Below are 25,558 nucleotides of genomic sequence, written 5' to 3'. Positions count from 1 at the left end.
TGCGGTGGCTGATCTCGTGCTCGATCGGATTGGACGCCTCGGCCGATTTCTGTGGTCGGGGTGGGTCGGCGTCGCCGGGATGGCGGTATTCTGCGCGCTCTGGCAACAGGGTCACGAAGCGTACGGCGATTTCATTCTGCCGTCTCCGATCGCGACGGCGCAGGCGACGCTCGAACTCGTGCGTGCGCCGGAAACGTGGCGGCTTGCGTGGGCGACATCTTCGCGCGCGGTCGAAGGGTTCTTTCTCGTTGCCGTGCTCGGTGGTGCGATGGGTTTGGCGGTCGGCTATTCCGCCGCTGCGATGCGGCTCGCGCGTCCGCTTTTGACGATCATCATGGGCGTGCCGCCGATCGCGTGGATTGTTCTCGCCATGATCTGGTTCGGCTCGACATCGGGAACTGTGCTCGCGACTGTCGTCGTGGCGTGCTTTCCGCTGGTCTTCGCGACTGTCGCCGAGGCGACGGCGACGCGCGATCGTGCGCTCGAGGACATGGCGCGCGCTTTCGGCGCCGGACCTTTGCAACGGCTTTCGACGATCGTCATTCGATCCGTCGCGGGTCAATATTTTCCGGCTTTGGCGATTTCGCTCGGGTCGGCATTCAAAGTCGCGGTGATGGCGGAGCTTCTCGCCAACATCAACGGCATCGGCATCGCGCTGGCGATGGCGCGATCAAATCTCGATGTCGCGCAATCGATTGCTTGGATCGTGCTGACGGTCGCCGCGATTTTCATCGTCGAGTATGGTCTGGTGCAGCCGATCCGCGCCGAGCTTGAGCGTTGGCGCGATGCGGCACGGCCGTGGGGTGTCAAGCGATGACGGCTCTGACACTCGCCGGTGTTTCGCATGCCTATTTCGGCCGGACCATTCTCGATCGCGTCAAGCTCGACGTGCTTGCGGGGCAGCTCGTGGCGCTCGTCGGTCCGTCGGGCTGCGGAAAGAGCACCCTCGTGCACATCGCGGCGGGATTGATCGAACCACAACGCGGCCGCGTCGTCAGCGGCTACCGCAGACACGGCATGATCTTTCAGGAACCTCGCCTGCTGCCATGGGCGACGGTTGAAGATAATATCGCGTATCCGCTGCGTCTTTCGGGTGCTCCAAAGCGGGAGCGGCAGGAGCGCGCCCGGCATGCGGCCGATGTCGTTTCGCTCGATCGCCGCGATCTTGAAAAATATCCGATCGAGCTCTCTGGCGGTATGCGGCAGCGCACCGCCATTGCGCGCGCGCTGGTTCTAGAACCGGATTTCGTTTTCTTCGACGAGCCGTTCACGGCGCTCGACGTGGCTTTGAAGCGGCGCATGCAGGATCTCGTTATTTCATCAGCCGTGCAATCCCGCTTCGCCGGTCTTTTCGTGACGCACGACCTCGCGGAGGCCGTGCGCGTCGCCGATCGCATCGTCGTCCTGGACGAGCGCGTGCGCGGTATCTCGGGCGAGCGCTTCGTTCCGCTCGAACGCGGCGAGAGAGACGACTCGTCCGTCTTCGCGACCGTGCAGAGCTATCTGAAAGACGATCCGCTGTTCAGTCATATCCACGATACCGACGAGCGGCGAAGGCCATGACGATGACCCAGACCGCCCGATCCGGAACGATTGCTCAGACGCTCTCATCTTTGAGCCGCGAGGGGTTTCGCCTTTTCTTCCCTATGGCCGCCATTCACGCGGCGCTCTGGCCGTTGCTGTGGGTGATCGTTTTCAATTTTAACCTGCCGCTTGCAAGCTCGATCCCGCCCGGCATCTGGCACATGCACGAAATGATCATCGGCACGTTCGGAGCTGCGCTGATTGGGTTTATTACGACATCCGTTCCGGAATGGACCGACACCAAACGCTTGCAGGGTAACGCGTTGCTGGCGCTGGCGGCGCTATGGGCCGCGGCGCGCGTGCTTGGTTTGATCGGCGTTACGGCCTTGGATGCCCTGAGCGCCGTTTGCGATATCCTTTGGCTTGGGGCGCTCGTCGCCTATCTTGTTTCGATCTCGATCGAAAAGCGAAGCACACGGCTATCCGCGTTCGTGTTCTGGATAACGGCGTTGCTTCTGACTGAGATCGTCACGCGCTATGCGTTTCTTGATATCGCAACGCATGCCGATCTTGCTCAGCGTGCAGCGCGGCTCTCAGGCTTCGTCTTCCTCGGCATTCTTGGCATCGCGTTGGCGCGCGTAACGGTGCCGGTGACCAATCTGGTGCTTGATCCGAGCGAGGAGACGTCGCCGTTCCGTCCGCATCCTGGGCGCCTCAATCTGGCACCGGGCCTTGTCGGCTTGCTCGTATTGGCCGAGGCGCTTGGGCTGTCGGATGCGACGACCGGGTACCTGTTCGTTGCGGCCGGTGCTGCATTCATGGACCGCATCGCGGAAGCATTCATTGGCAAAAAAATCATTCGGGCCGAAATTCTCGCGCTGGTCGGCTCGAGCGCGTTTGCCGGGCTGGGCCTCATTTTGATCGGCGTTGCGCAGCTCGGTGCGCCGATCTCGGATTATGCCGGGCTGCATCTGGCGTTCATGGGTGGCCTTGGCCTTGGCGTGCTCAGCATTTTCGCCATCGCGGGTTTGCGGCACACGGGCAGGGCTCTCGGGCTTGTCCGGCAGACGCGCTTTGCGATGCTACTGCTCGTAGCTGCAACTCTGCTGCGTGTCGTCCCGGAGGTCTGGCCAACGGAGTTACTGCCTTCGCCGCCATACTATGCGGTGTCGCTTGTCTGGGCGGCGGCGTTTTTGCTGTGGCTCAAAGTTTACTGGCCGTTCTTCCGTGAACTGCCGCGAACGAATGCGTCCTCTGTCGAGGTCGAAGCAAGATGAGCGCAGCCGTTGCCGAACGTCCGCTCCCTGGCGCCAAGGTTGCCGTTCAGCCGCTTTTTCTGGCTGGTGCACTGTATGCGGTTCTGATGATGGCGCTTTGGGTGCCGTGGTTCCTCGGCTTCATCCAAGTGCCGAGCGCGTGGCCTGTGCAAGCGTGGTTCTTGCACGAACTTGCTTTCGGATTTGCGCCGATCATCGTTGCCGGAGCGTTGCTGACGGCGAGTGCTGGGGACACCTCACGCAAGCCGGTGAGCGGTGCGATCCTTGGGTCGATTTTTTTGCTTTGGCTCGCCGGGCGTATCGGCATGGGCCTGTCCGCGCATCTGGCCCCTTGGACGATAGCGGCACTTTCCGTCGCGTTTCCGATCGCTCTAGCCGTGCTGACCGCGCGTGTGCAGCCGCCGAGCGGCGGGTGGCGCGGCCTGGCGATCGTCGCGCTGCTGTTGGGTCTCGGAGCAGCCGATGCACTGTTTCACTACGAGATGTTTGAATTCGGTCGAACGAAGTCAGCCGCCGACATCGCGTTGGCATTTGCCCTTCTGTTGCTGGTGATCATCGCGGGGCGCGTGGTGTCATCGCCAAAGAGGCGACCGACGATATTCTATGCTGCGTGCGGGTTCGTCGTGCTTGGCTCTGTGCTGGCCGCCGTCGGCGTTCTTTGGGACGACTATGATTTTGCGAGTGCCGGGTTGAACGCCTGGACCGTGGGTTCGATCGGAACGCTGGCTCTGGCGATCGCAACGTGGGCCTCGCGTGCGCGGCGGTCGCCGACCGCGTTCGGGACCATCGCGCTTTACGTCCTGGCGGTCGTTTCAGGATTGGCGGCGACGGCAGGAGGTCTTTATCCGCAATGGACGCTGCCGCTGTTGCCGATATCCGGCATCGCTTGGATCGCGGCATTTGCTGGCTTTGCAGCTCTATATGGCCGGGCGGTATCAATTGGTTCGACCGCAGACTTGTCGAACTAATCGGTATTCGCGTTATTGGGCGCCGTCACCGACGCGGCGTTGTCGGACGCCGGCGGAGATACTCTCGGCGCCAGTAGCACGAGGCTGAAATAAACGTACAAGAACGTGGCCGCCGAAATAATGAGCAGGCGAACGGCGATCGGCATGCCTTGCTTGGGCTGAGGCATCTCGTTGAACCTTCATTGAGTGCGCGCTTGCGGCGCGTTTCAATGCTTCATAGTTCAATCAATTGAAACAGTATATTTGAATATAGAAATATATGTGTAAACCGCATGTGGCGGTTCCTCGATCCGTGGCTTGGCATCAGTGGCCGGAGCAGTTTCATTCGAGGTCTATTTCAACGGCAGTGCGGCGGGATGTCTGCGTGGAATTACGGTGTTAGTTCAGCACACATAGCAGCCGTTTTTCCGGATGTCCTCGGCGATGCTCGAAAGCATTTCGGTCAGATCTTCCGGAGCGCCTGAGATGATCGTGTGTCCGCCAACGAAAATCGGCACGCTTGTGAAACGCAATTCGTGCGCCAGGTTTTGCGTTTCCTCGATCGCGGCCTGTATGTCACCGCCTTCAGCGTCTTTCTTAAGCCGCTGAATATCGAAGCCCAGGATGCCCGCGATATCGAGGGCGATCGTTTCAGTCGTCAGGCCTTTCTGGTCCATCAAAGCGTTATGGAGCTCTGCGGTATTTTTCTGCTTGCGGGCGGCGAGCATGATCCTGGCGACTGCGAGCGAATTCTTGCCCAGGAAAGCCACATCTTTGAGAATGATCTGCACGTCCGGATTCTTGTTTAAAAACTCCATCAAGCGCGGCTGCGCTCTTCGGCAAAATGGGCAGTTGTAATCGAAAAATTCGACGATCCTGACTTTCGGCTGCGTTGCACCGAGCGTCAGAGAGTTGGCGTCGTAAAGAGCGGATTTTTGCTTTTGCAGTCTCCACTTGTCCCAAGCGAGCTGCTCTTCCGCTCTGAACTTTGCGACGGCATCGCCATCGGCGCTAAAGGAGGCGCTGTGCGGCGAGCCGATCGCGCAGGCTGCGACTATCGCAATGAATAGGTGGCGCGCCAGCATCGCGAACACTCGCTTCCTGATGTGTTAGTGCGGCTCCGTCGCCTTTGCGTTCTGCCGTTGGAATTCCAACGAGGCGACGGACTCACTCGTCGTCATCTTTCAGCATTTCGCGGCGCATATCCATCTTCTGGCGAATGCCGGAGATATCGAAGCCGATGTGGTGGCATCGCGAAATCAAAGTTTCGGTATCGAGGTCAGCGACGCTCGCCATCGCCCACAAGGAGGCCGACCGCCCGCCGGTTTTGCAGAATGCAAAGATTGGCGGGGGCAGGCTGGTCAGCGCGTCGTGGAAGCGGCGGACATCCTTTTCGAGAGGATTTCGTCCTTCGACGGGAATATGCACGTAGCTCAGTCCGACCGATGCAGCTTCCGTTGCGACCTCGTCGGGGGTCATCAATAGATCTTCGTCGGTCTCCGGCTGATTGTTGATGATGGACCGGAAGCCTGCCTCGGTAAGCTGACGCAACGAGCCAGGGTTCGGCGCGGGGCCGACCCATACCGAAGTCGAAAGCTCGACCGGCTCTGTCGGCTTCGGAAGACTGCAGGTTTCTTGACTCATCGGTGGCCGCCTGTCGTTCTTAAATTTCCGCCATAAGAATGGCTTCCATGCGCTTGATGCCGAAAATGCCGCCGGTGATGATCGCGGCCAAGGTGAGGAACGATCCAACAGCGAGCGTCGAAACGCCGGTCACACCTTGGCCGATGGTGCATCCGAGCGCCATCACGCCGCCGATGCCCATGAGTGCTGCGCCGTAAAGATTGCGAACCGTATCGCTCGGGCTTGCGAAGGACGTGAGCTTGAAGCGTCCGCTGGAGACGGCAGCGATAAAGGCGCCGAAGAGCGCTCCGAGCGTCGTCGTCACGCCGAAACCGGGGACGGGACCTGCAGTGAAGCGTTGCAGCCATTCGACGGCATCGCCCGTCGGGCGAACGAACGTGAGAGAGATTGGCGCGAGCGTTTGCGCCGCCATGTCGTCGTAAGCAAGGCCGGTCAACGCCCAGCCGGCGACTGCGCAGAGGCCAATGCCGAGACCTGCAAAAATGTGCACCGGAGACGAGCGAAACGCCGGATCGACGAAGCAATAGATCAGCGCGATTCCTGCAATGATCGTTGTCGCGACCATACGGGCGTCGGCGGCGCCCAGGCCCGTGAGATATGCGAGGATGTCGTCGATGCCTGTCGAGCCCACGCCCGACAACGTGATTGCGGTCCGATCCGAAAGCTCGGCGCGGATCGGTCCGATTATGCCTCCGATGGACATGTAGGCGAACAGTCCGATGACGAGCAGGACGATCAGCGATCTCAGATCGCCACCGCCCGCGCGGACGAGATTGCGGCTGGCGCAGCCGCCCGCGAACACCATTCCCCACCCGAAAAGGAACCCGCCAACGATATTGCCGAACCATTCGAAGCGGGCGGCCGGGTACATCGACCGGCTGAGGTCTACGATGCCATAGGCATCGAGAATCTGGGCTCCGATCAGCGCGGTCGCAGCTGCAAGTATCCAGGCGCGAAAGCGGCGATAGTCGCCGAATGACATGAAGTCAGAAATCGAGCCCATCGTGCAGAAGTTCGTGCGGTAGACGATCCAGCCGAAGATGAGCCCAATCACTAGTCCGCCGACCGACAGTGCCGTCGCAGCATTCTCAACAACGTATTCCCGCATTGCCCGCCCCGTCCTGGTTTTTTGTTGCTTGCCTACCGAAATACGTATTGAGCGAAGTGCCCTTGAGGCGCTCGATCTCTTCCGGCGAGGGTTCGTGTCGATTGTTCAGCGCACGCCTGGATGACGGCGCCAGCTATCAGATATGAATATTCCTATATGAAAATATAAATCGCAACGGAAGCGCATCGTCAAGGCCGGCCTCTGTGGTGCGGTACGCATTGCAGCGTACGCTTGAGAACGCTGCTTAGTGCGGAAATATATAAAGATATGAATATGTTGATGCTTAGATTTGAGTTGCAAGCTCGCTGCTGCATCGGTAGGTGATGAGCGAATATTCACGCTTTTTTGGATGCAACTCCTATGGCTGTCGTGAAGTCACGCACCAATCGACCTGCTGTACGTAAAGCGCGGACGCGGCAACCGGCGCTGCACTCTACCGACGCGTCGATCGAACAGGCGACGGCATTGCTGCGTGCGTTGGGAAGTCCGCATCGTCTCGCTATTTTGTGTCTCCTGCTCGAGGGAGAAAGAACCGTTTCCGAAATCTGCGACAAGATCGGTGCGCGACAGAGCCTCGTATCGCAGCATCTCACGCGACTTCGGCTCGATGGGTTGGTCAAGGCCGATCGCAACGGCTATTTCGTTTCGTATTCGCTGACGAGCGCGCCTGCGCAAGAGATCATCGCAACGCTGCATAAGTATTATTGCGCAACGAGTGCGGGAAAACGCTCGAATTAGAGCGAGTCTTCAGCCCAATTTTCACATGATCGGATGTCCAGCGCATGCGTGTGCGCTGCGAAGACGCGTTCGCGTTTAAAGCGAGCCTTGTGCGATCGGCAGGGCTGTTATATTCCATCATGCGAATGTTCATATGTTTTTGACGCGACGTGCGCGTCATTTCTCAGAGGGCGGGGCATGCGCTGGGCGGGGCTGCTGCACGAGATCGAAGCGTTCGAAGATGCTGAGTTCGACGGTGAGCTTGTCGAGGAACTCGAGCATCACGCGGCGGCGACGCTTCTGCGGCCGATCCGATTCTCAACGCCCACGTTCAAGTCCTACAACAGCGAGGACGTGAAAGGCTGCGGCAAGAATTCGTTTCCAGCGTTCTCGGTGACAGCGGGCGCGTGTGCGCTCGACTGCGATCATTGTCAGGCTAAAATTCTTGAGCCGATGATCCCGGCGACGACGCCAGAGATGCTCGACCGCAAGGTGCGGGATCTGATTTTGCTGCAAGATCTGCGCGGGTTTCTGCTATCAGGCGGATCGAACCGCCGAAATGAAATCAAATACGAAAAGTACTATCCGATCATCGAAGGTCTTAAGCGCGACTATCCCTATTTGAAGGTTGCGATCCATTCGGCGCTCCTTGACGAGCGCCGTGCCAAGCTCATGGAAAGCGCGGGCGTCGATACGGCGATGATGGACGTGATCGGTTCAGCCGACACGATCAGTGAGGTGTATCACCTCGATCGCCCGGTCGCGGATTTTGAAAACACACTTGCCGCGCTCTGCAGTACGAGCATGAAAATCGTGCCGCATATCGTGATCGGATTGCATTACGGCCGCATCCTCGGAGAGCAAACGGCGCTCGAGATTTGTGCGCGGCATGACATCGAATCGCTCGTGCTCGTCGTGCTCATGCCCTTCTTCGGCAAAGAAGGGAAATTCATCACGCCGAGTTCGCACGACGTCGGGCGAATCTTTTCGGAGGCGCGTCAACGGCTGCCGCATAAACAGGTGCTGCTCGGTTGTGCTCGCCCTGCGGGCATGCACCGGCGCGTGGTCGATGCCTACGCCGTGATGGCGGGTCTCGATGGCATCGCGTTTCCCGCTGATGGAGCGGTTCAAGCCTGCCAGGCTCTCGGCCGAACGTATTTTCAAGAACACGCATGCTGCTCGATCAAGATTGGCGAAACCGCCAATACTCGTTTGGCTGCGTGCGCCGGTTAATTCGATGACTGCTGGCGACACCGAAATGAACACATTCGACGTCATTGTCGTCGGCCTCGGGCCCGCTGGCGCTTCCGCAGCGCAAGCGATTGCCAAGGGCGGCGCGTCGGTTCTTGCTTTGGATCGCAAGGAAGCCGCTGGAACGCCGGTGCAGTGCGCCGAGCTCATCCCGCAGCTGATCGCATCGGAAGCCGGCGACGTGCGCCGATCGCTTCGTCAGCGCGTCGCGGAGATGCTGACGTTCGTGGAAGACGAAGGCGGCGATCGCGTTCCGAATTTTCCCGGGCAGATGATTGATCGCGCCGACTTTGACGCCAAGCTGGTCGAGGATGCGATCGCTGCTGGTGCGACGTGTCGCTTCAAGACGATGGTGCGGGCGATCGACGATGCCGGGCTCATGATCACGAGTTCGAAAGATCGTTTGAAATCCCGCGTCATCATCGCGGCGGACGGCCCGCGCTCGCTGGTTGGGCGCGCTGCTGGCTTCACCAACACAGAGTTTGCGGAAACACGGCAGATCACCGTCAAGCTGTGCGGATCGTATGCGGCGACGGATATATTTTTGTCGGCCGAGATCGCGGGTGGATACGGTTGGCTGTTTCCGAAGGACGACATCGCGAACCTTGGCGTCGGCGTTGCCGCGGGATGCAAGGATCGTTTGAAGCCGCTTCTCAGTGCCCTTCATGACAGGCTCATCGAGCAGAAGCGTGTCGGCCGAAGCGTCTTGAAAGTTACAGGCGGCGCAATCCCGGTGGGCGGCATCCAGGGCCCAGTCGGACAGCTCGGTTCAACGCCGGTGCTGCTGGCGGGTGACGCCGCCGGGCTTACCAATCCGATTACGGGTGCGGGCATCAACGCCGCGGTTATTTCCGGAGCGCTGGCAGGCGAGGCCGCGCTGAGATTCCTGGACGGCGATAAGTTTGCGCTGAACGATTATCGCGACGGGATTGAGGATCTTTTCAAGCCTGCGATCGACCGCGCGCTGGCGCGGCGCAATCGATTGCAAACATTTTACGCGGCGGGTTTGCGTCCGTGCCCGACCACGCTTCGAGAGACGTGGATTGCATACGACGCCTATTGGAGATCGTGAGATCGGTCGGGAAGAGGTCAGATGACGTGTTTAAAGCGAGAACTTGCTCTGCCATCTCGCGTCGGCGCGGGCGGGGCGGATTTCAACGCAGCAGAAGCGATGCAGCCACGCGCGGCGCCGCTCATTCCGCGCGAGGCGAAGAACGGCGCGCGCGTCAAGCTCGCGAACGTTCCGCCGGAAGGCGTTTATCTGCCGAACAATAATCGGCTCGCGCCCCATATGCGCAGTCCTGAGTACGTTCAGATGTCGACGGCCGCGGCGATTACGCTTGGCGTCATGCCGGGCAAGATGCACGGATGCGGGTGTACGCGGTGTCTCAATCTGCTGCTGACATATCCTGAAGGCTGCCGGGCCAATTGCGCCTATTGCGGATTGGCGCGTCACCGCGAAGGCGATCGCGATTATGCGGACCGAAACTTCATCCGCGTCGATTGGCCGGCGGTGCCGATGGCGGAGATTATCGAGAAAGTCCACCGGGACGGCGAAAACACGCCGTTCCATAGAATGTGCATCTCGATGATCACGCATCCGAATTCGGATGCGGATACGATCACGGTGCTCAAGCAGTGGACGGACAAGATCGATCCTTCAACGGTCCCCGTTTCGATTCTGTCGAACCCAACGACGATGACGCGCGATGACGTCAAGCGATTGCACGAGCTGGGTGCTGACATCTTCACCGTCGCAATCGATGGGGCAACACCGGAGATTTTCGATCGAACGCGAGGTAAAGGCGTTCAGTCGCCGCATAGTTGGGCGACGTACTGGGACAGGCTTCAGGATGCGCGCGATATTTTCGGCGATCAGAAGTTTGGGGCGCACATCATCATCGGTATGGGCGAAACAGAGCATGAAGCTCTGACGCTCATCCAGCAGCTTGTCGATATGGGCGGCCACAGTCACCTATTCTGCTTCTTCCCGGAAAAAGGCTCGCTGATGGATCATCTGCCAGCGACTCCGCGCGATCAGTGGCGCAGGGTGCAACTTGCGCGTTATCTCATCGACTATCGCGGCGTGCGCGTCGAGCATATGCGCTTCGACGACGAAGGACGCGTGATCGATTTCGGTATTCCGCTAAGCGAAGTCAACTCAATCATCGATGACGGAACGGCGTTCCGGACGTCGGGCTGCCCGGGCAAGTTCAGAACGGATATTTCCGCCTGTGATCGGCCGTACGGCGACTCGCCGCCATCGAACATTGCAAGCTATCCGTTTCATCCGAAGGACGCGGATCTGCGCAAGATCCGTCATCAGCTGGCGATGGAAAAGCCCGGCGAAACCTACATTCCTGGAGAAGAACTCGAGACGGGTGAGCTTTCGTGAGTAAAGGGCGGCGCGCATTCCGCGTGATCGATACAGGCGTTCGAGAGGGGCGGCGGCAGATCGCATTCGATCAGGCCATGATCGATTTGCACCGGGACGGTATGGTTCGCGATAGCGTGCGTTTTTTGCGCTTTCAGCCGAGCGCTCTCGTCGGGCGGCATCAGTCGATCGGCAAGGAACTGAAGCTCGACTACTGCCGCGAAAACGGCATCGGGATCGTGCGACGTATCACGGGCGGCGGTGCCATTTATCTCGATCCGGGTCAGGTGGGTTGGGAGCTGGTCATTTCGCGAAAGCGCGTCCCGTTGCCGACGCTCCAGGATTACACGAAGGAAATCTGCGAAGCGGTTGCGAGCGGGCTTTCGCAGGCGTTTTCGATCGATGCTCGCTTTCGTCCGCGTAACGATATCGAGGTCGATGGCCGCAAGCTTTGCGGCACCGGCGGCTTCTTCGATGGTGATACGCTTTTCTATCAGGGCACGGTGCTCGTGGACGCGGACCCGGAACGCGTTCTGGCTTGCCTGAATGTGCCGGAAGAGAAACTCCGCAAACGGAATCTCGATAACGCGTCCAACCGGCTCGTTACCCTCAAACATCTTATGGGCGGTGTCGCGCCGGAAATTGAGAGTATTCACGAAGCTATTCTGCGCGGCCTGTCGGAGCGATTCGGTATTGATTTCTCATTGGAGCATCCGAGCGACGACGAAGAAAAGTTGGCGGCGAAAATTCACGATGATGAGACTGGTACCGACGAGTTTGTCTATTCGATCGACGAGAGGCCAGCTCAGGCGGATTGTGGTGCGGCAACGCTGAGCGGGCCTGGGGGCAGCATCACCGCGCTTGTGCGGCTCGAAGGGAAAGAGCAGGCGCTGCGGATTCAGACGGTTCTCCTGACGGGAGACTTCTTCGTTGCGCCGCCGCGCATACTCTTGGATCTGGAAGCTAATCTGCGTGGCGTTCCGTTGGATAGCATCAGCGGCGCGATCGACGAATTTTTTGCCGCGACCAGGCCGGAACTGCTTTCGTTGGCGCCAGGCGACTTCAAAACCGTGGTTCACGCGGCCTTGCGGACACTGAGGCCATGAAGCACGTCTCGGTCATTCAGCACACGCAGTCGGAGTGGTTGGGCCATATTGAAGATCATCTCGAAGCCCGCGGCGTTCGCTTCAGCTATATTCGGCCGTTCGTCAATGGCGGCAAATTTCCGAGCCCAACGGTACTCGGAGACGGTCTCATTCTTGTTGGCGGCGGAAGATGGGGCGCTTCGAGCGCGGGGCATATTCTGCCGACACTCGAGGAGGAAGTTCGTCTCGTTCGCGCGTGTTTGATGCTCGACAAACCTGTGCTTGCGATGGGAGTCGGTTCACAAATTCTGAGCCTCGCCGGAGACGGCCAAGTTGAGGCTGCTCCACTCTCCTTCAAAGTCGGGACGGCCACGCGCGTGTGTGAGGATGCGCTCGAAGGCTTTATGCCGGCAACATTTCCCAACATCGTATTCATGCGGGATCGTCCGTTGCCGCCGAATTACGCAAAAACGCTGGCTGTCGATGAAGACGGTGCGGTCGCTGCATTTCAAATTGGACGCAATGCGTTCGGCTTCTCCGGTCATCCCGGACTTCGGCGCGCGATGATGGAAGATCTTGTCATGGAAATGGACGATGTTCCGGACGGCGTCGCTGCCAATCTCGAGACTCTTGGCGCGTGGAATGTACGCATTGAAGATGCACTCGTGCCAATCATGACCGGCCTCGTACGCCACACCGGTTGGATGACATGACTTCGCTGATCTATCGATCGCGATATATTTGAATAAGTTTTCCAATCCGACGAACATATAGAAAAATGGAATATTCAAACATGCGAATGTAATATTGACTGGTTCTAAAGAGAAAGTTACACAAGATACGAAGTGGCAAAACAAAAAAGCCGCGCTTATCGGGGAGATGGCATTGGCCGAAAAACTTCTGATTGTTATGGCGAATACCGATCCGCGGAACGGCGAGGAGTTGGGCGCGCCGCTGTTTCAAGCCTCTGTCGCTGCCGCGATGGGCTACGATGTCGAGGTTATTTGCACAGCGACTGCCGGACGCCTGATGAAGAAGGGCGAAGCCGAAGCCCTGGTGGTGAAGCAAGGCTCGCCGAAGTCGGTCTATGAATTCATCAAGGACGCCCACGAAGCTGGCGTAAAATTTTTCTGCTGCTCTCCCAATCTCGATCTCTTCGACATGACCAAGGATGACCTCATTCCCGAATGCGCGGGGATCGTCGGAGGTGCCTACATGATCGAAGAAGTCATGGAAGGCGGCTGCAAAGTACTTTCATACTGATTGAATTTTTCGAACGGCTGGGAAAATGGCGCATAGCGAAACATCGCGCGTTCAGGATTTTATCGGAGATCCGATCAGCGAAAAGCCTGCGGTCGATAGGGCTGAGCTCGAGTCTATCTTCAACGACATTCAGACCGATATGCGGTTCGACCACGAGTTGAACGGCTGTTTGAACTGCGGGATCTGCACCGCGACCTGCCCTGCGGCACACTACTATGATTTTTCCCCGCGCGAGATCGTCCAATTGCTTTGGACGGAAAATCTCGAAGGCATCTACGATGCGATGCAGGAAAAGATCTGGTCGTGCGCGCAGTGTTACACGTGCGCGGCGCGCTGTCCGTTCGGGAATTCGCCGGGTGGGTTGGTCATGTTGATGCGCGAAGTCGCGATCAAACACCAGATGCAGTCGGCAAAGGACGTGCTGCGTCCGTTCTCGCGCGTGATGCTCAAGCTGATTTCGACAGGCAATCAGCTGTCGCCGGACATGATCAATCCGCAGCACTTCGCGGATTGGGGGCCGAATATTTCGAAGGTTGATGCGCCGCTGAAGGTGCTGCGTAAGGCGATCCCGATGGCGACGCTCAACACGACAGACACCGCCTGGGAAGTCAATCTGAAGACCTCCGTCGAGCTCTACACGATTTGGGAAATGAGCGGCGTCGTCAATCAGCTCGAGGGTATCGACGAAAATCTATTCGATGTGATCAGCGATATCATGAGTGAAAAGCGGGAAGACTGGAAAGACTTCCTCGAGGATCAGGACGACTGACGACCCTCACAATATTATGTGAAAGAATTTAAGGAGCCGAAACAGATGAAATCAACTGGCGAACCCGGTGTAGTCGGCGAGAATGGCGAACGCTTTACGGGACATGGGTCCGAGTGGCGGCCGACACAGCTGTCCCCGACAGAAGCGCAGCTGGCGACAAGCTGGGTAGAGCAGAAGATCGATCGGCGTTCGATGCTGACCTCGAAGGATCGCGTGCAAGATGTTCGCGATGCGATGTGGGAACTCGAAAAAGATGGACAGATCGTTGTTCATCGCATCACCGACGCGCACAAGCCGCGCATGGCGAAGACGCTTTACGGTTGGGATAAGAAAATTCCGACCAACCAGCTTTGGCATCACAAGAGCTGCGGGCAGTGTGGTAACATCCCGGGCTATCCGGTTTCGCTGCTGTGGCTGCAGAACAAGCTCGGCATATCCTATCTCGATGAGACGGACCAAACGAGCTGCACGGCCTGGAACTATCATGGTTCCGGCATCGGAAACATCGAGAGCCTTGCGGCCGTATTCCTGCGAAATTTCCATCAGGCTTATGTTTCGGCGAAAGCACTTGGCCTGGATCCCGGGCACTTCTATCCGCTCGTTCACTGCGGCACGAGCTTCGGCAACTACAAGGAAGTGCGCCAGTATCTTCTGCTGTCGTCGAAGCTGCGCGAGAGCGTGACGAAGATTCTCGGCAAACTCGGGCGTCTCGTTGACGGCAAGCTGCTCATTCCGGAAGAGGTTGTTCACTATTCGGAATGGCTGCATGTCATGCGCCGTGATGTGCAAAACCATCAGGTGCTCGACTGTTCGAATATTCGGGCGACGATTCATCCTGCCTGCCATGTTTATAAAATGGTACCGCAGGACGTGATTTATGACGACGAGGTTCTGGACGGCAATCGTGTCGCCGTTTCGACCGGAATCGTGCAGGCGCTCGGCGCCAACGTGATCGACTATAAGACGTGGTACGATTGCTGCGGATTTGGCTTCCGCCACATCATCTCGGAACGTGAATTCACTCGTTCGTTCGCGATTGACCGCAAGATCAAAGTCGCGGTTCAAGAGGCGAAGTCCGACGTCATGATCGGGCACGACACGGGCTGCATCACGACGCTCGATAAGAACCAGTGGATTTCGAAAGCCAAGGGTGGAGCAGGCTACGAACTGCCTGTCATGGCGGACTGTCAGTTCGCTGCTCTCGTTTGCGGCGCCGATCCTTATCGGATCGTTCAGACGCACTGGCATGCAAGCCCGATCGAACAATTACTCGAAAAGCTCGGGGTCGATTGGCGGGCGAAAAAGGCTGATTTCGAAGCCTATGTCGAGGGTATCAAGCAAGGCGCTACTCCTGAGCAGCTCTACGATCCGCGATTGAGAATTACGTCGGGTCCGGGCTTCCAGCCTATTCGCCGTGAAGTCATTCCGCCCCCGCCGGCGGAGTAGCTCGCGAAACGCGGAGTGCGCGTGGGCGCGCTTCGTCAGCATGCCGATTGTGTAAGAGGATGATATGAAGCCGATCCTGGTGGTTGGCGGTGGCCCTGCCGGCCTCGCCGCGACTCATGCGCTTGCCAATGTAGGCCAGCCTTCCGTGCTGGTTGAAAAGAGAGATCGCCTGGGCGGCGCGCCGATTTTTTCGGGATACGCCAAGCTCGTGCCTTCGGGCCGGTGGGCGAATGAGGCGATCGGAGGGATGGTTTCGCGCATTGAAACCGACAGCCTCATCAGCATCAAGACGAACACGACAGTTGCGTCATTCGATGGGCAGCCGAACAACTTCACAGCGAAGTTGTCGGACGGCTCGTCGATCGACTGTGCATCCGCGATCCTGACGACGGGCTTTTCACACTTCGATAGCGTGAACAAGCCGGAGTGGGGCTTCGGTATGTTCCCGGACGTCGTGACGACGACGCAGGTCGAGCAGATGATTTCTTCGGGAAAGGGCGTTCGCTGTCTTTCGGATGGCCGCAAGCCCAAGCGCGTTGCAATCCTATTGTGCGTCGGCTCGCGTGATCGGCAGATCGGCCGGGAATGGTGCTCCAAGATCTGCTGTACGGTTTCGGCCAATCTTGCGATGGAAATTCGCGAAGAGCTGCCCGATTGCCATGTCTACATCTACTACATGGATATCCGCACGTTCGGGCACTACGAGTCGGACTATTACTGGCGCTCGCAAGAGGAATTCAAAGTCAAGTATATCAAGGCGCGTATCGCCGAGGTGACGAGCGACGGCAAGCAGCTGATCGTCAAAGGCGAGGACACGCTCGTCAAGCGGCCGATCACCATTCCGTTCGATATGGTGGTGCATGCGATCGGTATGGACCCCAACGTCGACAACATGACGATCTCCGCCATTTTCGGCGTCGAACTGCACAAGCATGGATATATCGCGAGAAAAGACACTTACGGCCTGATGGGCGCGACGTCGCGGCCCGGCGTGTTTGTTGCAGGCTCCGCTATCGGCCCGGAAACAATTGATGACTCTATCGCGCAGGCCAACGCGGCCGCGATGAGCGCGCTCTCGCTCGGTCGCAGCATCCCGAGGGAGGCAGCCGAGTAGGGCTATGGTGCTCAGCGTAGCAACCAATACTCCGGAAATCCCATCTCGCCCGTCGCTTGAACTGTCGGGTGAGAAGCTGCGCTTGGCGGTGGATGCTCTTGTCCATGCCTGCGAGGAGATTGGTGGCATCGAACGCTTCGCAGCCGCCGTGCAATTGAAGTCGGATGTGTTTCGTGAGCGTCTGGCGGCGGGCGCTGCCGAGCGTTTGGAGCTGACGGTATTCGATGAATTGACGCCGTTGATGGCGACCGTGCGGACGCGCATCGGAAAGCAGATCGAGCAGCAGGGGTGGGCCAAGATCCGCAGCGCCATAGCGGAGCTTCTTGCGGACGCGCACGTTCCGGACACGGGCGACGCGCGCATCGCGCGATTTTGCAAGCATTTTCCGGTCGGCAAAGAAACGCGCTTCGTGAGGGATTTTGCTTCGGAGCTGTTGCACAACGTTTATCCGGAACTCTATCCGCTTATGAGCCGCTGGGTGTGGGACGCCAAGGTCAATACGGGCGTACTCAGAGAGATATGGCATGCGGAGAATGTCGATCACGTCGTAATCGATATTCCGGACAACCAATCGACGTTTCTGTGCCTACGCGAAGAGCTCAGCCAGTTTCTCTCTGGATACGGAATTTTTCGCGACATGCTTTGGTATGTCGATCTTCTGTGCGCGCAAATTTACGGCGATTACATCAACGCACAGGGCGGGTCTTATCTGCGATCCGATTTCTCGAGTGCTCCGAATCCGTTGGAGCAAACCCGTCGAATTCTGGGCCTCGATCGCGTCGGGCGCTCGCCGGACCGTGGCAACGTCATTGATGCGGTGACGCATCCTCTCGCGATCAAGCATATTCATTAGGAACTGGGCCGCATGCCGATCCATGAGAAATCGCTAATCCGTCCCGAGAACCTCAAGGTTCACGAGACACTCGCAATCGACGGCATCGACGTCTCCGGTCATTGGTCGACGTTTATCGAGACGCGCGTTGTTCCGGATTATAACGAAAATCTGGAACTCGAAATTGCGGCCTTTCCTGGCGGTTCAAAAATTCATCGTTGCTTCCAATGCGGTTCGTGTACGAACGCCTGCACGATCAACGCAATCGAGCCGCGCTTCAATCCGCGCTACTGGATCTATCTCATCCGCATGGGGATGGAGCAGGAGTTGCTGCGCGACAAGGACATCATCTGGCAGTGCGTCTCGTGTCACAAGTGTACGAACATCTGCCCGCGGAGCGTCGAGCCCGAAGGCGTCATGAAGGCGACGGCGCTCTGGCTCGAAGATAAAGGCTACGTGCCGAAATCGCCGGCGCATGTGTTCGACGAGGAGTTTTCGCGCCAGGTTATCGAGCGCGGCAAGATCGAGGACACAGAGGTCCTTCACAAGTTCCTGAGCAAGACCAAACAGCCTCTCGTCCAGGATTGGCTTGTTGCGATCATGTGGGGCATCGCGCGCAGGCTTCCCGTCAAGTGGGGGATCAAGACGGCCCTGGCGCAGGTCTTCAAACCGAAAGCACGCCGCTGGAAGAACGTTCGCTCTGCCATCTCCGACTATATCTACGAGGAAGACGAGATGCGCCGGCAAAAGCTGCAGACGATCGCTGCAGCTCGAACACCTCAAAAGCCTCAAACGCATCTCGAAGCTGCGGAATAAGCATCCAGCGCAAATCGGAAACAAGAAAAACAAAAGGTAATCGGAACTATGGTCGACGTGACAGACAAGATCATGAAGTACCGCGACGTGGCCTACTATTCCGGTTGCGCGCTCGAGGGCTCCGCCAACGGTTATGATGTGTCGACGCGCGCTGTCGCGAAATCTCTCGGCTTGCGCATCAAGGATGTGACGGATTGGAACTGCTGCGGGGCGATGGAGGTCAAGAACGTCGACCCGGGGCTTCAAACCTATCTGTCGTCGCGCGTGCTATCGAACGCTGTCAATATCGATCACGCCAACGTCGTGATGGCGCCGTGCAACGGCTGCTACCACAACCTGAAAAAAGCTGAGTACGATCTCAAGAACGATCCGAAGTCGAAAGAGACAGTCGACAGGCTGTCCGCGAAAGCCGGCCATGAGGCGTATCAGGCCGGGCAAGCGGAAACGATTCATGCTCTCGATTGGATCAAGGCGGCGATCGGCGAAGAGGGTTTGCGCAAGCGCACCAAGGGACGGCTCGCTGGCCTCAAGGTCGCGAACTACTACGGCTGCATGTACGTGCGCCCAAGGCACATCTTCCCGGAGAAGGACAAGGGTCCGGGCAGCGAAAGCACATCACGGCCGCATTTCATGGATGATCTGCTGGCGGCAGCCGGCGCGGAGAATGTCGATTTTCCGCTGAAGACCGCGTGCTGCGGCGGAGCCCATACGCTGTCGGATTCCGATACGTCGACGAAGCTCGTGCTCAACATCCTGCAAGCGGCTGAAGCGTCAGGCGCCGACGTGATCGCAACGGAATGCCCGACGTGCCACTCAGGTCTCGAGATGCATCAGGTACGTGCGGAAAAGCGCTTCGGCAAGAAGACGCGCATTACGATGCTCTATTTCACGCAATTGCTTGGACTGGCGTTGGGCATCGGTCCTCGCAGGCTCGGCATTCACACCAATATCTCGGATAGCACTGATCTGATCATTGACAAGCGTCTGACGTGACGGCGATGGGCGAGAGTTCGGCGCAAGCGGTCAAAGACCAGATGATCGCGCATCTTGCTCAGATCGAGGTGCGGATTGAGGAGATGGAGTCGTGTCTGGCTCAAGAAGCGCCGTCACAGATCGCGGCCGATCTCCTGAGCTTGAGCGAGGAAGTTCTTCAGGTTTGGATATTGGCTCGTGGGCAAACGCCGACGTCGGACGCGAGAGAGGGTTTTCGCCTGCTGGCTCTCCATCGTCAGGGCGCGCGCGGCGATCCAAGTTTCAATGCTTGTCGCGAGACATGCCGTGAACTCGCGTATCACTACAACCTCATTCATGGAGAGCCGGAGCATCCGCACACGGCGGGTCGTCTTCGGTTGATGATCATGGTTGCCAAGCATCTTTGCCTCTTCGTTTCGGGCAAAATGCGAGTCGCCAGCCTCGGTCAGTTTTGCTGCGCGTCCAAGCCGCTGCGCGAAAACATGAGTTTCGAATGAAGCCCGAGTTTCATCATCAATATCGGAGTGAACTATGCCAGTCGTGAAGGGATGCAATCTACCCGACGAGCTTCTCTATGACGTCGACAACCATATCTGGTTCCAAGAGCAGCCTGATGGAAATGTAAAGCTCGGCATGACCATGGTCGCAACGGCGATGGCTGGGCAGCTCGTGGCGTTCACGCCGAAGAAGGCGGGACGGCAGGTCGAAGCCGGCAAAAGCTGCGCGACGGTCGAAAGCGGAAAATGGGTCGGACCGGCAAAAACCGCTGCTGCGGGTGCGGTTTTGGAGATCAACGACAGCCTCGTCAGCAATCCTCAGATCGCAAATCAGGATCCTTACGGGATAGGCTGGTTCATTATCCTGAAACCTGCGGATTGGCAGTCGGTCAAGCCGACCCTGACGCCGGGCGCTGAGGTTGCGGCCAAATACGAAGCCAAGATGGCGTCTGAAGGTTTCGCAGGTTGCGGCTGAGCTTCAACGTCTGCTCTTCACTCAACGCCGGCGCATGATCGACATTTTCATGCCGTGCTCCGGCCGAAGTGTCACGCGGTGGACGGGAAGCACCGCGTGACCCGGGACCAGATCGAGCCGATAATGGCGCGCGAGCGTCGCAATGGTGATGATCATCTGCTGCATCGCGTAGGCGGCTCCGATGCACACTCTTGGACCAGCGCCGAACGGGATGTAACTGAGGCGTGCGATGTTGCTGCGGTTCTCCGGCAGAAAGCGCGCCGGATCGAAGCAATCGGGATCGTTCCACAACAAGCGATGGCGATGCAGGATCCACGGCGCGATGATGACCGTCGTGCCTGCAACTATTTTTCGCCCTGAAAGCACATGATCGTGCAACGCCGTCCGGCTTAGAATTGCGACCGGCGGATACAGCCGCATTGCCTCTTCAATGAGTGCGCGCGTGTAGATGAATTCATCAGTTTTGACGTTACCCGTCTGTAAATCGGGCAGAAGCCGATCGGATTCTGTCTCAACTTTTCTGCGCCAGGTTTCGTCGATGGATAAAAGATAGAGCGTCCAGCTCAGCGCGTTTGCCGGCGTTTCGAAGCCCGCACCGATGAAGGTGATGATGTTTGCGGCGATTTCTTCTTCCGAAATCGGCGTTCCGGTTGCCTCGTCGCGCGCATTCAGCAGCGTGTCGACAAAATCCCAATCCTCGGGATTTGTGGGTGCGTCAGCAGCACGTCGCCGCTCTTCCAGAATGGCATTCACGACAAGCGGAAAGAACTTGAGAGCTGGGCGTGAAAGAAGACGGCCAATTCGCGGAAGCCAAGCGGGCGCGCCGATGAGATCGAGAGGGTCGATACGGCCCTGCGTTTCGAAGTAGCGCGTCGCCGCGCGGCGGAACTCGGCTGGATCGCGTCCGATGCCGCGCGAAAATAGTGTCGTTGCGAGGGTGTCGAGCATCGATCTCGCCATTTCCTCGCAGATGTCGACGATTTTTCCATCGAGCGATCGCCATCGCGAGGCCAGCGCAGCGGCTTCGTTCAGCATTGGCGGTGCATATGAGGTGACTTTGCGGGGGGAGAAAACTGGCGCGAATGAGCGGCGCTGCATACGCCATTCATTTCCTGACGACGTCAGCAGCCCGTTTCCCAGAGCGGGTCGCAGCAGCAGATTCTGGAGGTCGTCCTTGCGGTAGTTTTCGGTTTTTTCCACGAGAACCTGACGGATTGCGTCAGGGCTGCTGACCATTGCAAAACGCCCGAGAACCGTATTGCCGGTGACAATCGGTTCTTCGTAATGGCTTTGCGGCCAAGCCTCGAGAGGGTTCTTATTGAGCGTCCACAAAAGCGAGAGAAGCTGTTGCGGCCTTTCCGGCGGGCGCGGAGCAGCAGGACGTGGACGCGGTCCCGTGCTGACGTACTCGGATAGGGACAATGTCAAAGACAATTCCGCGGCTCCGCCGTTGGGGAATTCCTTGGCAACGTGAACGCATCCGGCGCGACGATCGACGTGGATCTAGTTTTGGGCGCCGGTTGCGTTGTTCGCTTCCGCAGAAGTCGAACGTGCTATTCGAATACGATCGATGATTTCGATCTCGATTGCGGATTTCCGCAAACTGTCGATCAGGCCGACGTGTGCTTGATCAGGAAGCGGTACGTGCCGGCCGTTTCCTCATGTTCAAGCAGGGTATTGCCGGTCGAGCGGCAGAACGCCTGGAAATCCGGCAGCGCGCCTGGATCGGTTGCCAGGATCTCGAGAACGGCGCCTTTCGGAAGAGTCGTGATGGCTTTCTTGGCCTTCAAAATCGGAATAGGGCAGTTGGTGCCCTTGGCATCAATTGTCAGATCGGCCACGGTTGGTCGTCCCTCCAAAGAGATTATATTGTTATATTCGAATTTTTGCATAAATGCTGCCGGGAAGGGTGTCAACGGGATTGAACTCATCGCATAGTGAGTTCGTTCGCGGGATGCTCTCAGCGCTCAAGCGATCGCCTGCATACCTATCAGCTTTGAGATCTTTCCCGGCCTAAAAAGGGCCGGCCGATGAGGATCGCCAAGCCAATCTTGGCTCCGATGAAAATACCAAGGACCACGATGGGCATGGATAGAGCCAGCACGCTGCCGGCGCTCATGCCTTGGCCGATGGTGCAGCCCTTCGCGAGTACGCCGCCAAACGCCATGAAAAGCGCGCCGAGCATGTGGCGGCGCATTTCGCGCACGTCGTCAAAGGCTTCCCAAAGAACTTCTTGCCGAAGCTTGGCGACGAGAAACGATCCGCAGACGACGCCAATGAGTGAGGCAACGCTGAAACCGGTATCACGCAGGCTTTCGCTCATCAGTTGAAGCAGCGTGCGGCCGCCGGGCATGACGAAGGATAAGCTTTCGACACGCGCGGTTTCGAGCGCCTCATAGGCCAAACCCGTGACGACCCAACCACCCGCTACGGCGAGGCCGAGAAGGGCTGCGGAAATCATAAGGCGAGGTCTGCGCAGCAGCTTCTCATCGAAGGCAGCGCATAAGAAGAGGACGCAAAGCAGAAGACGGCAGATGATTGTCGAGGGCTGTGTCCCAATGAACGCCGCCAGAAGGCCCGGCGCAAAAGCCTGATCCGGTGAGTCGAGGGCGATCGTGGATAATCCCTCAAACTGAAGGCGAAGGGAGGAGAGCGCTCCGTTGTTTACAGAGACGGCAGCGACGCCGGCGATCACCGCAGTGAAAAACGCGCGCAGATCCCCGCTTCCGAGGCGCACGAGCATGCCGAAGCTGCACGTGCCGATGAGCGCCATGCCAACGCCGAACAGGATTCCGCCGAGCAATGCCGCCGGCCAGTCCAATGACGTGGTGGCGTAGATGCTTTTCAGCGGATCGAAGAGGCCAAAATAATAGCTCGTTTGTGTAGCTACGATTGCGGTGGCAAGCGCCAGACCCCAGGCTTTGACCCCTCGCCAATTCCCGCCGAGTTCTGCGTCCTCGATGGCTCCCATGGAACAGAGATGTCCGTAGCGGGCGGCGGCGCCTGCTACGAGACCGCACACGAATCCTCCGGCGGTCAGGATCATCGGAATCGCTCTCTATCGCTTGCGGCTCGGTTCCTCGCGGCAAAACTTGTCGTAGATGGCGCCGATGAAGCGACGCGTAGTTTCATCCGGCAGCGAGTAGATGACGGCCTTTCCCTCGCGGCGCGCTTGCACCAGGCCGTCCAGACGCAGACGCGCCAGCTGCTGCGAGACGGTGGGCTGGTTGATGGAAAGAAGGTTTTCAAGCTCTCCCGCAGAGCGCTCTTTTTCAGCGAGCAGGCAGAGGATCAGCAGGCGGGATTCGTGAGCAAGGGCCTTCAAAAAATCGCTCGCTTTGCGCGCCCTTAGAACGAGCCGCTTGAGCTCTGGAGATACTTCCTCGTCCGCTTCAAGCGCGGCAATCACCTCGTTTGGCAAGATGCCCGACATTCCTATCCCTCGGTCGCGTTAGTGGTCGTTCAACGGGGCAGAGCTTTGCCGAATAAGTCAAGGCTCGTCTCGGGGTACGTCTAGCAGAACGCGCGAAAGGAGGCTCCAGAAAAAGTCGGGTCCGGGGTAGCCGGTGACCCGTCCGACCTCTTGATTATTGCTAACGACGACGAAGGTCGGCGTGTAGACGAGGGGCGACTTCAATTTCAGCGTCGCAGGGGCGCTGCCGATGTCGAGTTCGCGCAAGGGCGCCAATCGGCCCTCCGGCGTTTTCGGATAGATCGGACCGATCTCCTTGCGCCAGAGTTCGCACCAACTGCAGCCGGGTCGGACGAACATCAACACTTCGGCCGCGTCAGCGGAGCGGACTGGCAGCAGGACGGGGAGCAGCATCAAGGCAGCAGACAGGGTTCGCTGAAGCTGAGGCAACAGGCGCACCCTGAACGTCATTTGTTGACAGGGCTGTCCTTGTCGAACAGGAACGCCACCACGTCCTTGATCTGTTGCTCAGTCAGAAATTTGTGCGCGCCGAATCGCGGCATGTTCGAGCAGGCGTTGACCGACTGTGCATTATAGATTTTTGCATAGGCCGCTTTCGCGGCCTCAAGGTTGAACTCACGATCCTTGCCGAAGTTCGTCAGGCTCGGTCCGAGCGTTCCGTATGACAATTCGGTCTTGCTCAGCTGATGACAGGCGTAGCAGTTGCCGCCGTTTTCCGTATTCGGCGGATCGCTGAACTGGCCGCCGCGCCCGCTGCTGGCGATCTTCTCGCCTTGCTTCCAATCGCCGAGAACATTGCCGTCTGCCGGCATCAAGATCGTGGCCGTCTCGCGCTCGACGATCGCGTTGGCTTCGGCCGCGGGCGGATCATTGCGATACTGCGAGCATGTTTTCTGCGTGGCGTCTTGCACGAGACGGTCTTCCCAGCCGCTCTTCACCTCGGTCCACATGCCCTTGAGCACGCCCTCCATGGTGGCCGCGCTCGGGGTGTTTTTTTCCGTCAGCGGGTCAGCGAGCAGTCCAGCGGACAATCCGCCGTAAGTCATTGTAACTGCGAGTGCGGCGGCTCCAGCGAACGCGCGTAGAACGGTCTTAGCGTTTGATCGATGGGACATTGATCTCTCCGCCCTCTGCCTGCTTCGTGAGATAGGTAATCAGCGCCGTCATGCCGTCGGAGGCATAGTCGGGCGGCGGCATTCGCATCTGGCGATAGCAGTCATACAGCCGATTTTGCATCGTTCGGGTTTGGCTTTGCGAGTTGCGGTAGGTGGGCCAGGAGGCGATCGTCTTTTGCGCGTCGACACCGGGCTTCGAAAGGTTCGGTAGTTCCTGAAGCCGAATTCTCTTGCCATCTTCGGAGTGGCACGTGGAGCAGGAGAAATCGAGCAGCGAGGAGCGCCGATAGAACAGCTCCTTTCCGATCGCGTAAGCCTGCTGTTCTTGCGCATTCGACAGGGCGAGATGGAATTTCATGCCATTGGATTTGTTGGCGATGAAGGTTACCAGGTCTTCCATGTCGGAGGTGTGGCCTTCCGAGCCGAATTTACGTGCGAGAACGTCCTTGATATCAAGGTCCTGGATCGTCTGCATGCACCAGAGGAGACGCTGCTCCAGGTCCATTACCTTGTTGGCGTCAGCAAAATACCGCGGCAACTCCGCGTAAGCGCCTTCGAGAACGCCCGGACCTTTCCCAAGATCACAGGTTTCCAATGACACCGATTTCTTGCCCCGCGCGGTCGCCCACAATTGTTCACCGCGGTCGACGTTGAAGTAGCCGGGGTTGGCCATTGGATCATCGAGCATCTCGCGATATCGCTCGAGTTCTTTGTCCGTATTGTCCGTGCCTTGTGCACGTAGTGTTACGATCGTGATGACCGAACTCAGCAGCGTTACAAGGAAAAATAAATAAGGCCTACGGCGCTTCATGGGTCACCAAATTCTGCAGGCCTCAATGCGAATGCGAGGCTGCTCCAGCTAGACGAAAAACAAGTAACGTTGCAATAGATAATTCACA

The 25,558-nt window shown here is 58.3% G+C and carries 30 protein-coding genes; 19 read left to right on the top strand and 11 right to left on the bottom strand.

From position 1 onward, the window contains the following. Nucleotides 1-4: 4 nt before the first annotated feature. The 4 genes from HYPGJ_RS10210 to HYPGJ_RS10195 are packed head-to-tail and all read left to right on the top strand — an operon-like array spanning nucleotide 5 to nucleotide 3,769. On the top strand, nucleotides 5-817 hold the full coding sequence (locus HYPGJ_RS10210; RefSeq protein ID WP_046847096.1) for an ABC transporter permease subunit: 813 nt from the start codon (nucleotides 5-7) through the stop codon (nucleotides 815-817). Further along, nucleotides 814-1,563, top strand: a complete 750-nt coding sequence (locus HYPGJ_RS10205; RefSeq protein WP_046847095.1) for an ATP-binding cassette domain-containing protein — start codon at nucleotides 814-816, stop codon at nucleotides 1,561-1,563. The genes HYPGJ_RS10210 and HYPGJ_RS10205 overlap by 4 nt, the downstream gene beginning before the upstream one ends. Continuing rightward, nucleotides 1,560-2,801, top strand: a complete 1,242-nt coding sequence (locus tag HYPGJ_RS10200; protein ID WP_052750870.1) for an NnrS family protein — start codon at nucleotides 1,560-1,562, stop codon at nucleotides 2,799-2,801. Before HYPGJ_RS10205 ends, HYPGJ_RS10200 begins: the two co-directional genes overlap by 4 nt. Continuing rightward, the gene (locus tag HYPGJ_RS10195; RefSeq protein WP_046847093.1) at nucleotides 2,798-3,769 is read left to right on the top strand and encodes an NnrS family protein; all 972 of its coding nucleotides are present in this window, start codon (nucleotides 2,798-2,800) and stop codon (nucleotides 3,767-3,769) included. Before HYPGJ_RS10200 ends, HYPGJ_RS10195 begins: the two co-directional genes overlap by 4 nt. Here HYPGJ_RS10195 and HYPGJ_RS19205 read toward each other — a convergent pair. From HYPGJ_RS19205 to HYPGJ_RS10180, 4 genes are all read right to left on the bottom strand, one after another. After that, entirely contained in the window at nucleotides 3,766-3,936 is a 171-nt protein-coding gene (locus HYPGJ_RS19205) for a hypothetical protein (protein ID WP_159108293.1), read from the bottom strand. The genes HYPGJ_RS10195 and HYPGJ_RS19205 overlap by 4 nt on opposite strands. Nucleotides 3,937-4,152: 216 nt before the next feature. Next, the gene (locus HYPGJ_RS18430; protein WP_052750869.1) at nucleotides 4,153-4,833 is read right to left on the bottom strand and encodes a DsbA family protein; all 681 of its coding nucleotides are present in this window, start codon (nucleotides 4,831-4,833) and stop codon (nucleotides 4,153-4,155) included. An 82-nt stretch (nucleotides 4,834-4,915) separates the two neighbouring features. Then, nucleotides 4,916-5,392, bottom strand: coding sequence for a sulfur transferase domain-containing protein (locus HYPGJ_RS10185; protein ID WP_046847092.1), 477 nt, complete (start codon nucleotides 5,390-5,392; stop codon nucleotides 4,916-4,918). 19 nt (nucleotides 5,393-5,411) lie between these two features. Then, a complete protein-coding gene (locus tag HYPGJ_RS10180) occupies nucleotides 5,412-6,500 on the bottom strand; it encodes a YeeE/YedE family protein (RefSeq protein WP_046847091.1) in 1,089 nt (362 codons plus the stop codon). Between the two features lie 360 nt (nucleotides 6,501-6,860). On the opposite strand from HYPGJ_RS10180, the gene HYPGJ_RS10175 reads away from it, so the two are divergent. From HYPGJ_RS10175 to HYPGJ_RS10105, 15 genes are all read left to right on the top strand, one after another. Next, nucleotides 6,861-7,238, top strand: coding sequence for a metalloregulator ArsR/SmtB family transcription factor (locus tag HYPGJ_RS10175; RefSeq protein ID WP_083984095.1), 378 nt, complete (start codon nucleotides 6,861-6,863; stop codon nucleotides 7,236-7,238). A gap of 177 nt (nucleotides 7,239-7,415) precedes the next feature. After that, nucleotides 7,416-8,450, top strand: a complete 1,035-nt coding sequence (locus HYPGJ_RS10170) for a radical SAM protein (RefSeq protein WP_046847090.1) — start codon at nucleotides 7,416-7,418, stop codon at nucleotides 8,448-8,450. Between the two features lie 25 nt (nucleotides 8,451-8,475). Continuing rightward, nucleotides 8,476-9,540 carry an NAD(P)/FAD-dependent oxidoreductase gene (locus HYPGJ_RS10165; protein WP_046848300.1) on the top strand — a complete coding sequence of 355 codons (1,065 nt, stop codon included), beginning with the start codon at nucleotides 8,476-8,478 and terminating at the stop codon, nucleotides 9,538-9,540. A 21-nt stretch (nucleotides 9,541-9,561) separates the two neighbouring features. Then, the gene (locus tag HYPGJ_RS10160) at nucleotides 9,562-10,863 is read left to right on the top strand and encodes a radical SAM protein (RefSeq protein ID WP_101536128.1); all 1,302 of its coding nucleotides are present in this window, start codon (nucleotides 9,562-9,564) and stop codon (nucleotides 10,861-10,863) included. Next, nucleotides 10,860-11,948, top strand: coding sequence for a biotin/lipoate A/B protein ligase family protein (locus tag HYPGJ_RS10155; RefSeq protein WP_046847088.1), 1,089 nt, complete (start codon nucleotides 10,860-10,862; stop codon nucleotides 11,946-11,948). The genes HYPGJ_RS10160 and HYPGJ_RS10155 overlap by 4 nt, the downstream gene beginning before the upstream one ends. Continuing rightward, nucleotides 11,945-12,640 (top strand): hypothetical protein, encoded by a 696-nt coding sequence (locus tag HYPGJ_RS18425; protein WP_052750866.1) that lies wholly within the window; start codon nucleotides 11,945-11,947, stop codon nucleotides 12,638-12,640. The genes HYPGJ_RS10155 and HYPGJ_RS18425 overlap by 4 nt, the downstream gene beginning before the upstream one ends. A gap of 172 nt (nucleotides 12,641-12,812) precedes the next feature. Continuing rightward, the gene (locus HYPGJ_RS10145) at nucleotides 12,813-13,190 is read left to right on the top strand and encodes a DsrE/DsrF/DrsH-like family protein (RefSeq protein ID WP_013214725.1); all 378 of its coding nucleotides are present in this window, start codon (nucleotides 12,813-12,815) and stop codon (nucleotides 13,188-13,190) included. A gap of 25 nt (nucleotides 13,191-13,215) precedes the next feature. Beyond that, nucleotides 13,216-13,959 (top strand): 4Fe-4S dicluster domain-containing protein, encoded by a 744-nt coding sequence (locus HYPGJ_RS10140; RefSeq protein WP_200185713.1) that lies wholly within the window; start codon nucleotides 13,216-13,218, stop codon nucleotides 13,957-13,959. 45 nt (nucleotides 13,960-14,004) lie between these two features. Further along, nucleotides 14,005-15,405 carry a heterodisulfide reductase-related iron-sulfur binding cluster gene (locus HYPGJ_RS10135; RefSeq protein WP_046847087.1) on the top strand — a complete coding sequence of 467 codons (1,401 nt, stop codon included), beginning with the start codon at nucleotides 14,005-14,007 and terminating at the stop codon, nucleotides 15,403-15,405. Nucleotides 15,406-15,469: 64 nt separating this feature from the next. Then, entirely contained in the window at nucleotides 15,470-16,519 is a 1,050-nt protein-coding gene (locus HYPGJ_RS10130) for an FAD-dependent oxidoreductase (RefSeq protein WP_046847086.1), read from the top strand. Between the two features lie 4 nt (nucleotides 16,520-16,523). Continuing rightward, complete coding sequence (locus HYPGJ_RS18420; RefSeq protein WP_052750865.1) at nucleotides 16,524-17,372, top strand: hypothetical protein; 849 nt, start codon at nucleotides 16,524-16,526, stop codon at nucleotides 17,370-17,372. Between the two features lie 12 nt (nucleotides 17,373-17,384). Beyond that, nucleotides 17,385-18,167, top strand: a complete 783-nt coding sequence (locus HYPGJ_RS10120) for a 4Fe-4S dicluster domain-containing protein (RefSeq protein WP_046847085.1) — start codon at nucleotides 17,385-17,387, stop codon at nucleotides 18,165-18,167. A gap of 48 nt (nucleotides 18,168-18,215) precedes the next feature. Continuing rightward, on the top strand, nucleotides 18,216-19,160 hold the full coding sequence (locus HYPGJ_RS10115) for a CoB--CoM heterodisulfide reductase iron-sulfur subunit B family protein (protein WP_200185711.1): 945 nt from the start codon (nucleotides 18,216-18,218) through the stop codon (nucleotides 19,158-19,160). After that, nucleotides 19,157-19,636, top strand: coding sequence for a hypothetical protein (locus HYPGJ_RS10110; RefSeq protein WP_143440509.1), 480 nt, complete (start codon nucleotides 19,157-19,159; stop codon nucleotides 19,634-19,636). The genes HYPGJ_RS10115 and HYPGJ_RS10110 overlap by 4 nt, the downstream gene beginning before the upstream one ends. A gap of 34 nt (nucleotides 19,637-19,670) precedes the next feature. Beyond that, nucleotides 19,671-20,111 carry a glycine cleavage system protein H gene (locus HYPGJ_RS10105; protein WP_046847083.1) on the top strand — a complete coding sequence of 147 codons (441 nt, stop codon included), beginning with the start codon at nucleotides 19,671-19,673 and terminating at the stop codon, nucleotides 20,109-20,111. 21 nt (nucleotides 20,112-20,132) lie between these two features. Here HYPGJ_RS10105 and HYPGJ_RS10100 read toward each other — a convergent pair whose 3' ends face one another. From HYPGJ_RS10100 to soxA, 7 genes are all read right to left on the bottom strand, one after another. Further along, nucleotides 20,133-21,545, bottom strand: coding sequence for a cytochrome P450 (locus tag HYPGJ_RS10100; protein ID WP_046847082.1), 1,413 nt, complete (start codon nucleotides 21,543-21,545; stop codon nucleotides 20,133-20,135). Between the two features lie 176 nt (nucleotides 21,546-21,721). Further along, nucleotides 21,722-22,003 (bottom strand): sulfurtransferase TusA family protein, encoded by a 282-nt coding sequence (locus HYPGJ_RS10095; protein ID WP_348270899.1) that lies wholly within the window; start codon nucleotides 22,001-22,003, stop codon nucleotides 21,722-21,724. A 98-nt stretch (nucleotides 22,004-22,101) separates the two neighbouring features. Next, nucleotides 22,102-23,133 carry a YeeE/YedE family protein gene (locus tag HYPGJ_RS10090; RefSeq protein WP_159108292.1) on the bottom strand — a complete coding sequence of 344 codons (1,032 nt, stop codon included), beginning with the start codon at nucleotides 23,131-23,133 and terminating at the stop codon, nucleotides 22,102-22,104. A 36-nt stretch (nucleotides 23,134-23,169) separates the two neighbouring features. After that, nucleotides 23,170-23,544: a metalloregulator ArsR/SmtB family transcription factor gene (locus tag HYPGJ_RS10085; RefSeq protein ID WP_013214737.1), complete on the bottom strand. Its 375-nt coding sequence runs from the start codon at nucleotides 23,542-23,544 to the stop codon at nucleotides 23,170-23,172. A gap of 57 nt (nucleotides 23,545-23,601) precedes the next feature. After that, the gene (locus tag HYPGJ_RS10080; protein ID WP_348270898.1) at nucleotides 23,602-23,883 is read right to left on the bottom strand and encodes a thioredoxin family protein; all 282 of its coding nucleotides are present in this window, start codon (nucleotides 23,881-23,883) and stop codon (nucleotides 23,602-23,604) included. Between the two features lie 107 nt (nucleotides 23,884-23,990). Beyond that, nucleotides 23,991-24,659, bottom strand: a complete 669-nt coding sequence (gene soxX, locus HYPGJ_RS10075) for a sulfur oxidation c-type cytochrome SoxX (protein ID WP_052750864.1) — start codon at nucleotides 24,657-24,659, stop codon at nucleotides 23,991-23,993. Further along, nucleotides 24,637-25,470 (bottom strand): sulfur oxidation c-type cytochrome SoxA, encoded by an 834-nt coding sequence (gene soxA, locus HYPGJ_RS10070; RefSeq protein WP_046847078.1) that lies wholly within the window; start codon nucleotides 25,468-25,470, stop codon nucleotides 24,637-24,639. The genes soxX and soxA overlap by 23 nt, the downstream gene beginning before the upstream one ends. Between the last annotated feature and the right edge of the window lie 88 nt (nucleotides 25,471-25,558).

This window comes from Hyphomicrobium sp. GJ21 (assembly GCF_001006785.1).
Classification (GTDB): Bacteria; Pseudomonadota; Alphaproteobacteria; order Rhizobiales; family Hyphomicrobiaceae; genus Hyphomicrobium_B.
Note: the sequence above shows the minus strand (reverse complement) of the source record. Positions and strands in the feature narration are given on the sequence as shown.

Coding starts and splice junctions, on each gene's coding strand:
- HYPGJ_RS10205 (WP_046847095.1), top strand. CDS start 814: ATGACGGCTCTGACACTCGCCGGTGTTTCGCATGCCTATTTCGGCCGG.
- HYPGJ_RS10200 (WP_052750870.1), top strand. CDS start 1,560: ATGACGATGACCCAGACCGCCCGATCCGGAACGATTGCTCAGACGCTC.
- HYPGJ_RS10195 (WP_046847093.1), top strand. CDS start 2,798: ATGAGCGCAGCCGTTGCCGAACGTCCGCTCCCTGGCGCCAAGGTTGCC.
- HYPGJ_RS19205 (WP_159108293.1), bottom strand. CDS start 3,936: ATGCCTCAGCCCAAGCAAGGCATGCCGATCGCCGTTCGCCTGCTCATT.
- HYPGJ_RS18430 (WP_052750869.1), bottom strand. CDS start 4,833: ATGCTGGCGCGCCACCTATTCATTGCGATAGTCGCAGCCTGCGCGATC.
- HYPGJ_RS10185 (WP_046847092.1), bottom strand. CDS start 5,392: ATGAGTCAAGAAACCTGCAGTCTTCCGAAGCCGACAGAGCCGGTCGAG.
- HYPGJ_RS10180 (WP_046847091.1), bottom strand. CDS start 6,500: ATGCGGGAATACGTTGTTGAGAATGCTGCGACGGCACTGTCGGTCGGC.
- HYPGJ_RS10175 (WP_083984095.1), top strand. CDS start 6,861: ATGGCTGTCGTGAAGTCACGCACCAATCGACCTGCTGTACGTAAAGCG.
- HYPGJ_RS10170 (WP_046847090.1), top strand. CDS start 7,416: ATGCGCTGGGCGGGGCTGCTGCACGAGATCGAAGCGTTCGAAGATGCT.
- HYPGJ_RS10165 (WP_046848300.1), top strand. CDS start 8,476: ATGAACACATTCGACGTCATTGTCGTCGGCCTCGGGCCCGCTGGCGCT.
- HYPGJ_RS10160 (WP_101536128.1), top strand. CDS start 9,562: ATGACGTGTTTAAAGCGAGAACTTGCTCTGCCATCTCGCGTCGGCGCG.
- HYPGJ_RS18425 (WP_052750866.1), top strand. CDS start 11,945: ATGAAGCACGTCTCGGTCATTCAGCACACGCAGTCGGAGTGGTTGGGC.
- HYPGJ_RS10140 (WP_200185713.1), top strand. CDS start 13,216: ATGGCGCATAGCGAAACATCGCGCGTTCAGGATTTTATCGGAGATCCG.
- HYPGJ_RS10135 (WP_046847087.1), top strand. CDS start 14,005: ATGAAATCAACTGGCGAACCCGGTGTAGTCGGCGAGAATGGCGAACGC.
- HYPGJ_RS10130 (WP_046847086.1), top strand. CDS start 15,470: ATGAAGCCGATCCTGGTGGTTGGCGGTGGCCCTGCCGGCCTCGCCGCG.
- HYPGJ_RS18420 (WP_052750865.1), top strand. CDS start 16,524: ATGGTGCTCAGCGTAGCAACCAATACTCCGGAAATCCCATCTCGCCCG.
- HYPGJ_RS10120 (WP_046847085.1), top strand. CDS start 17,385: ATGCCGATCCATGAGAAATCGCTAATCCGTCCCGAGAACCTCAAGGTT.
- HYPGJ_RS10115 (WP_200185711.1), top strand. CDS start 18,216: ATGGTCGACGTGACAGACAAGATCATGAAGTACCGCGACGTGGCCTAC.
- HYPGJ_RS10105 (WP_046847083.1), top strand. CDS start 19,671: ATGCCAGTCGTGAAGGGATGCAATCTACCCGACGAGCTTCTCTATGAC.
- HYPGJ_RS10095 (WP_348270899.1), bottom strand. CDS start 22,003: ATGCAAAAATTCGAATATAACAATATAATCTCTTTGGAGGGACGACCA.
- HYPGJ_RS10085 (WP_013214737.1), bottom strand. CDS start 23,544: ATGTCGGGCATCTTGCCAAACGAGGTGATTGCCGCGCTTGAAGCGGAC.
- HYPGJ_RS10080 (WP_348270898.1), bottom strand. CDS start 23,883: ATGTTCGTCCGACCCGGCTGCAGTTGGTGCGAACTCTGGCGCAAGGAG.
- soxX (WP_052750864.1), bottom strand. CDS start 24,659: ATGTCCCATCGATCAAACGCTAAGACCGTTCTACGCGCGTTCGCTGGA.
- soxA (WP_046847078.1), bottom strand. CDS start 25,470: ATGAAGCGCCGTAGGCCTTATTTATTTTTCCTTGTAACGCTGCTGAGT.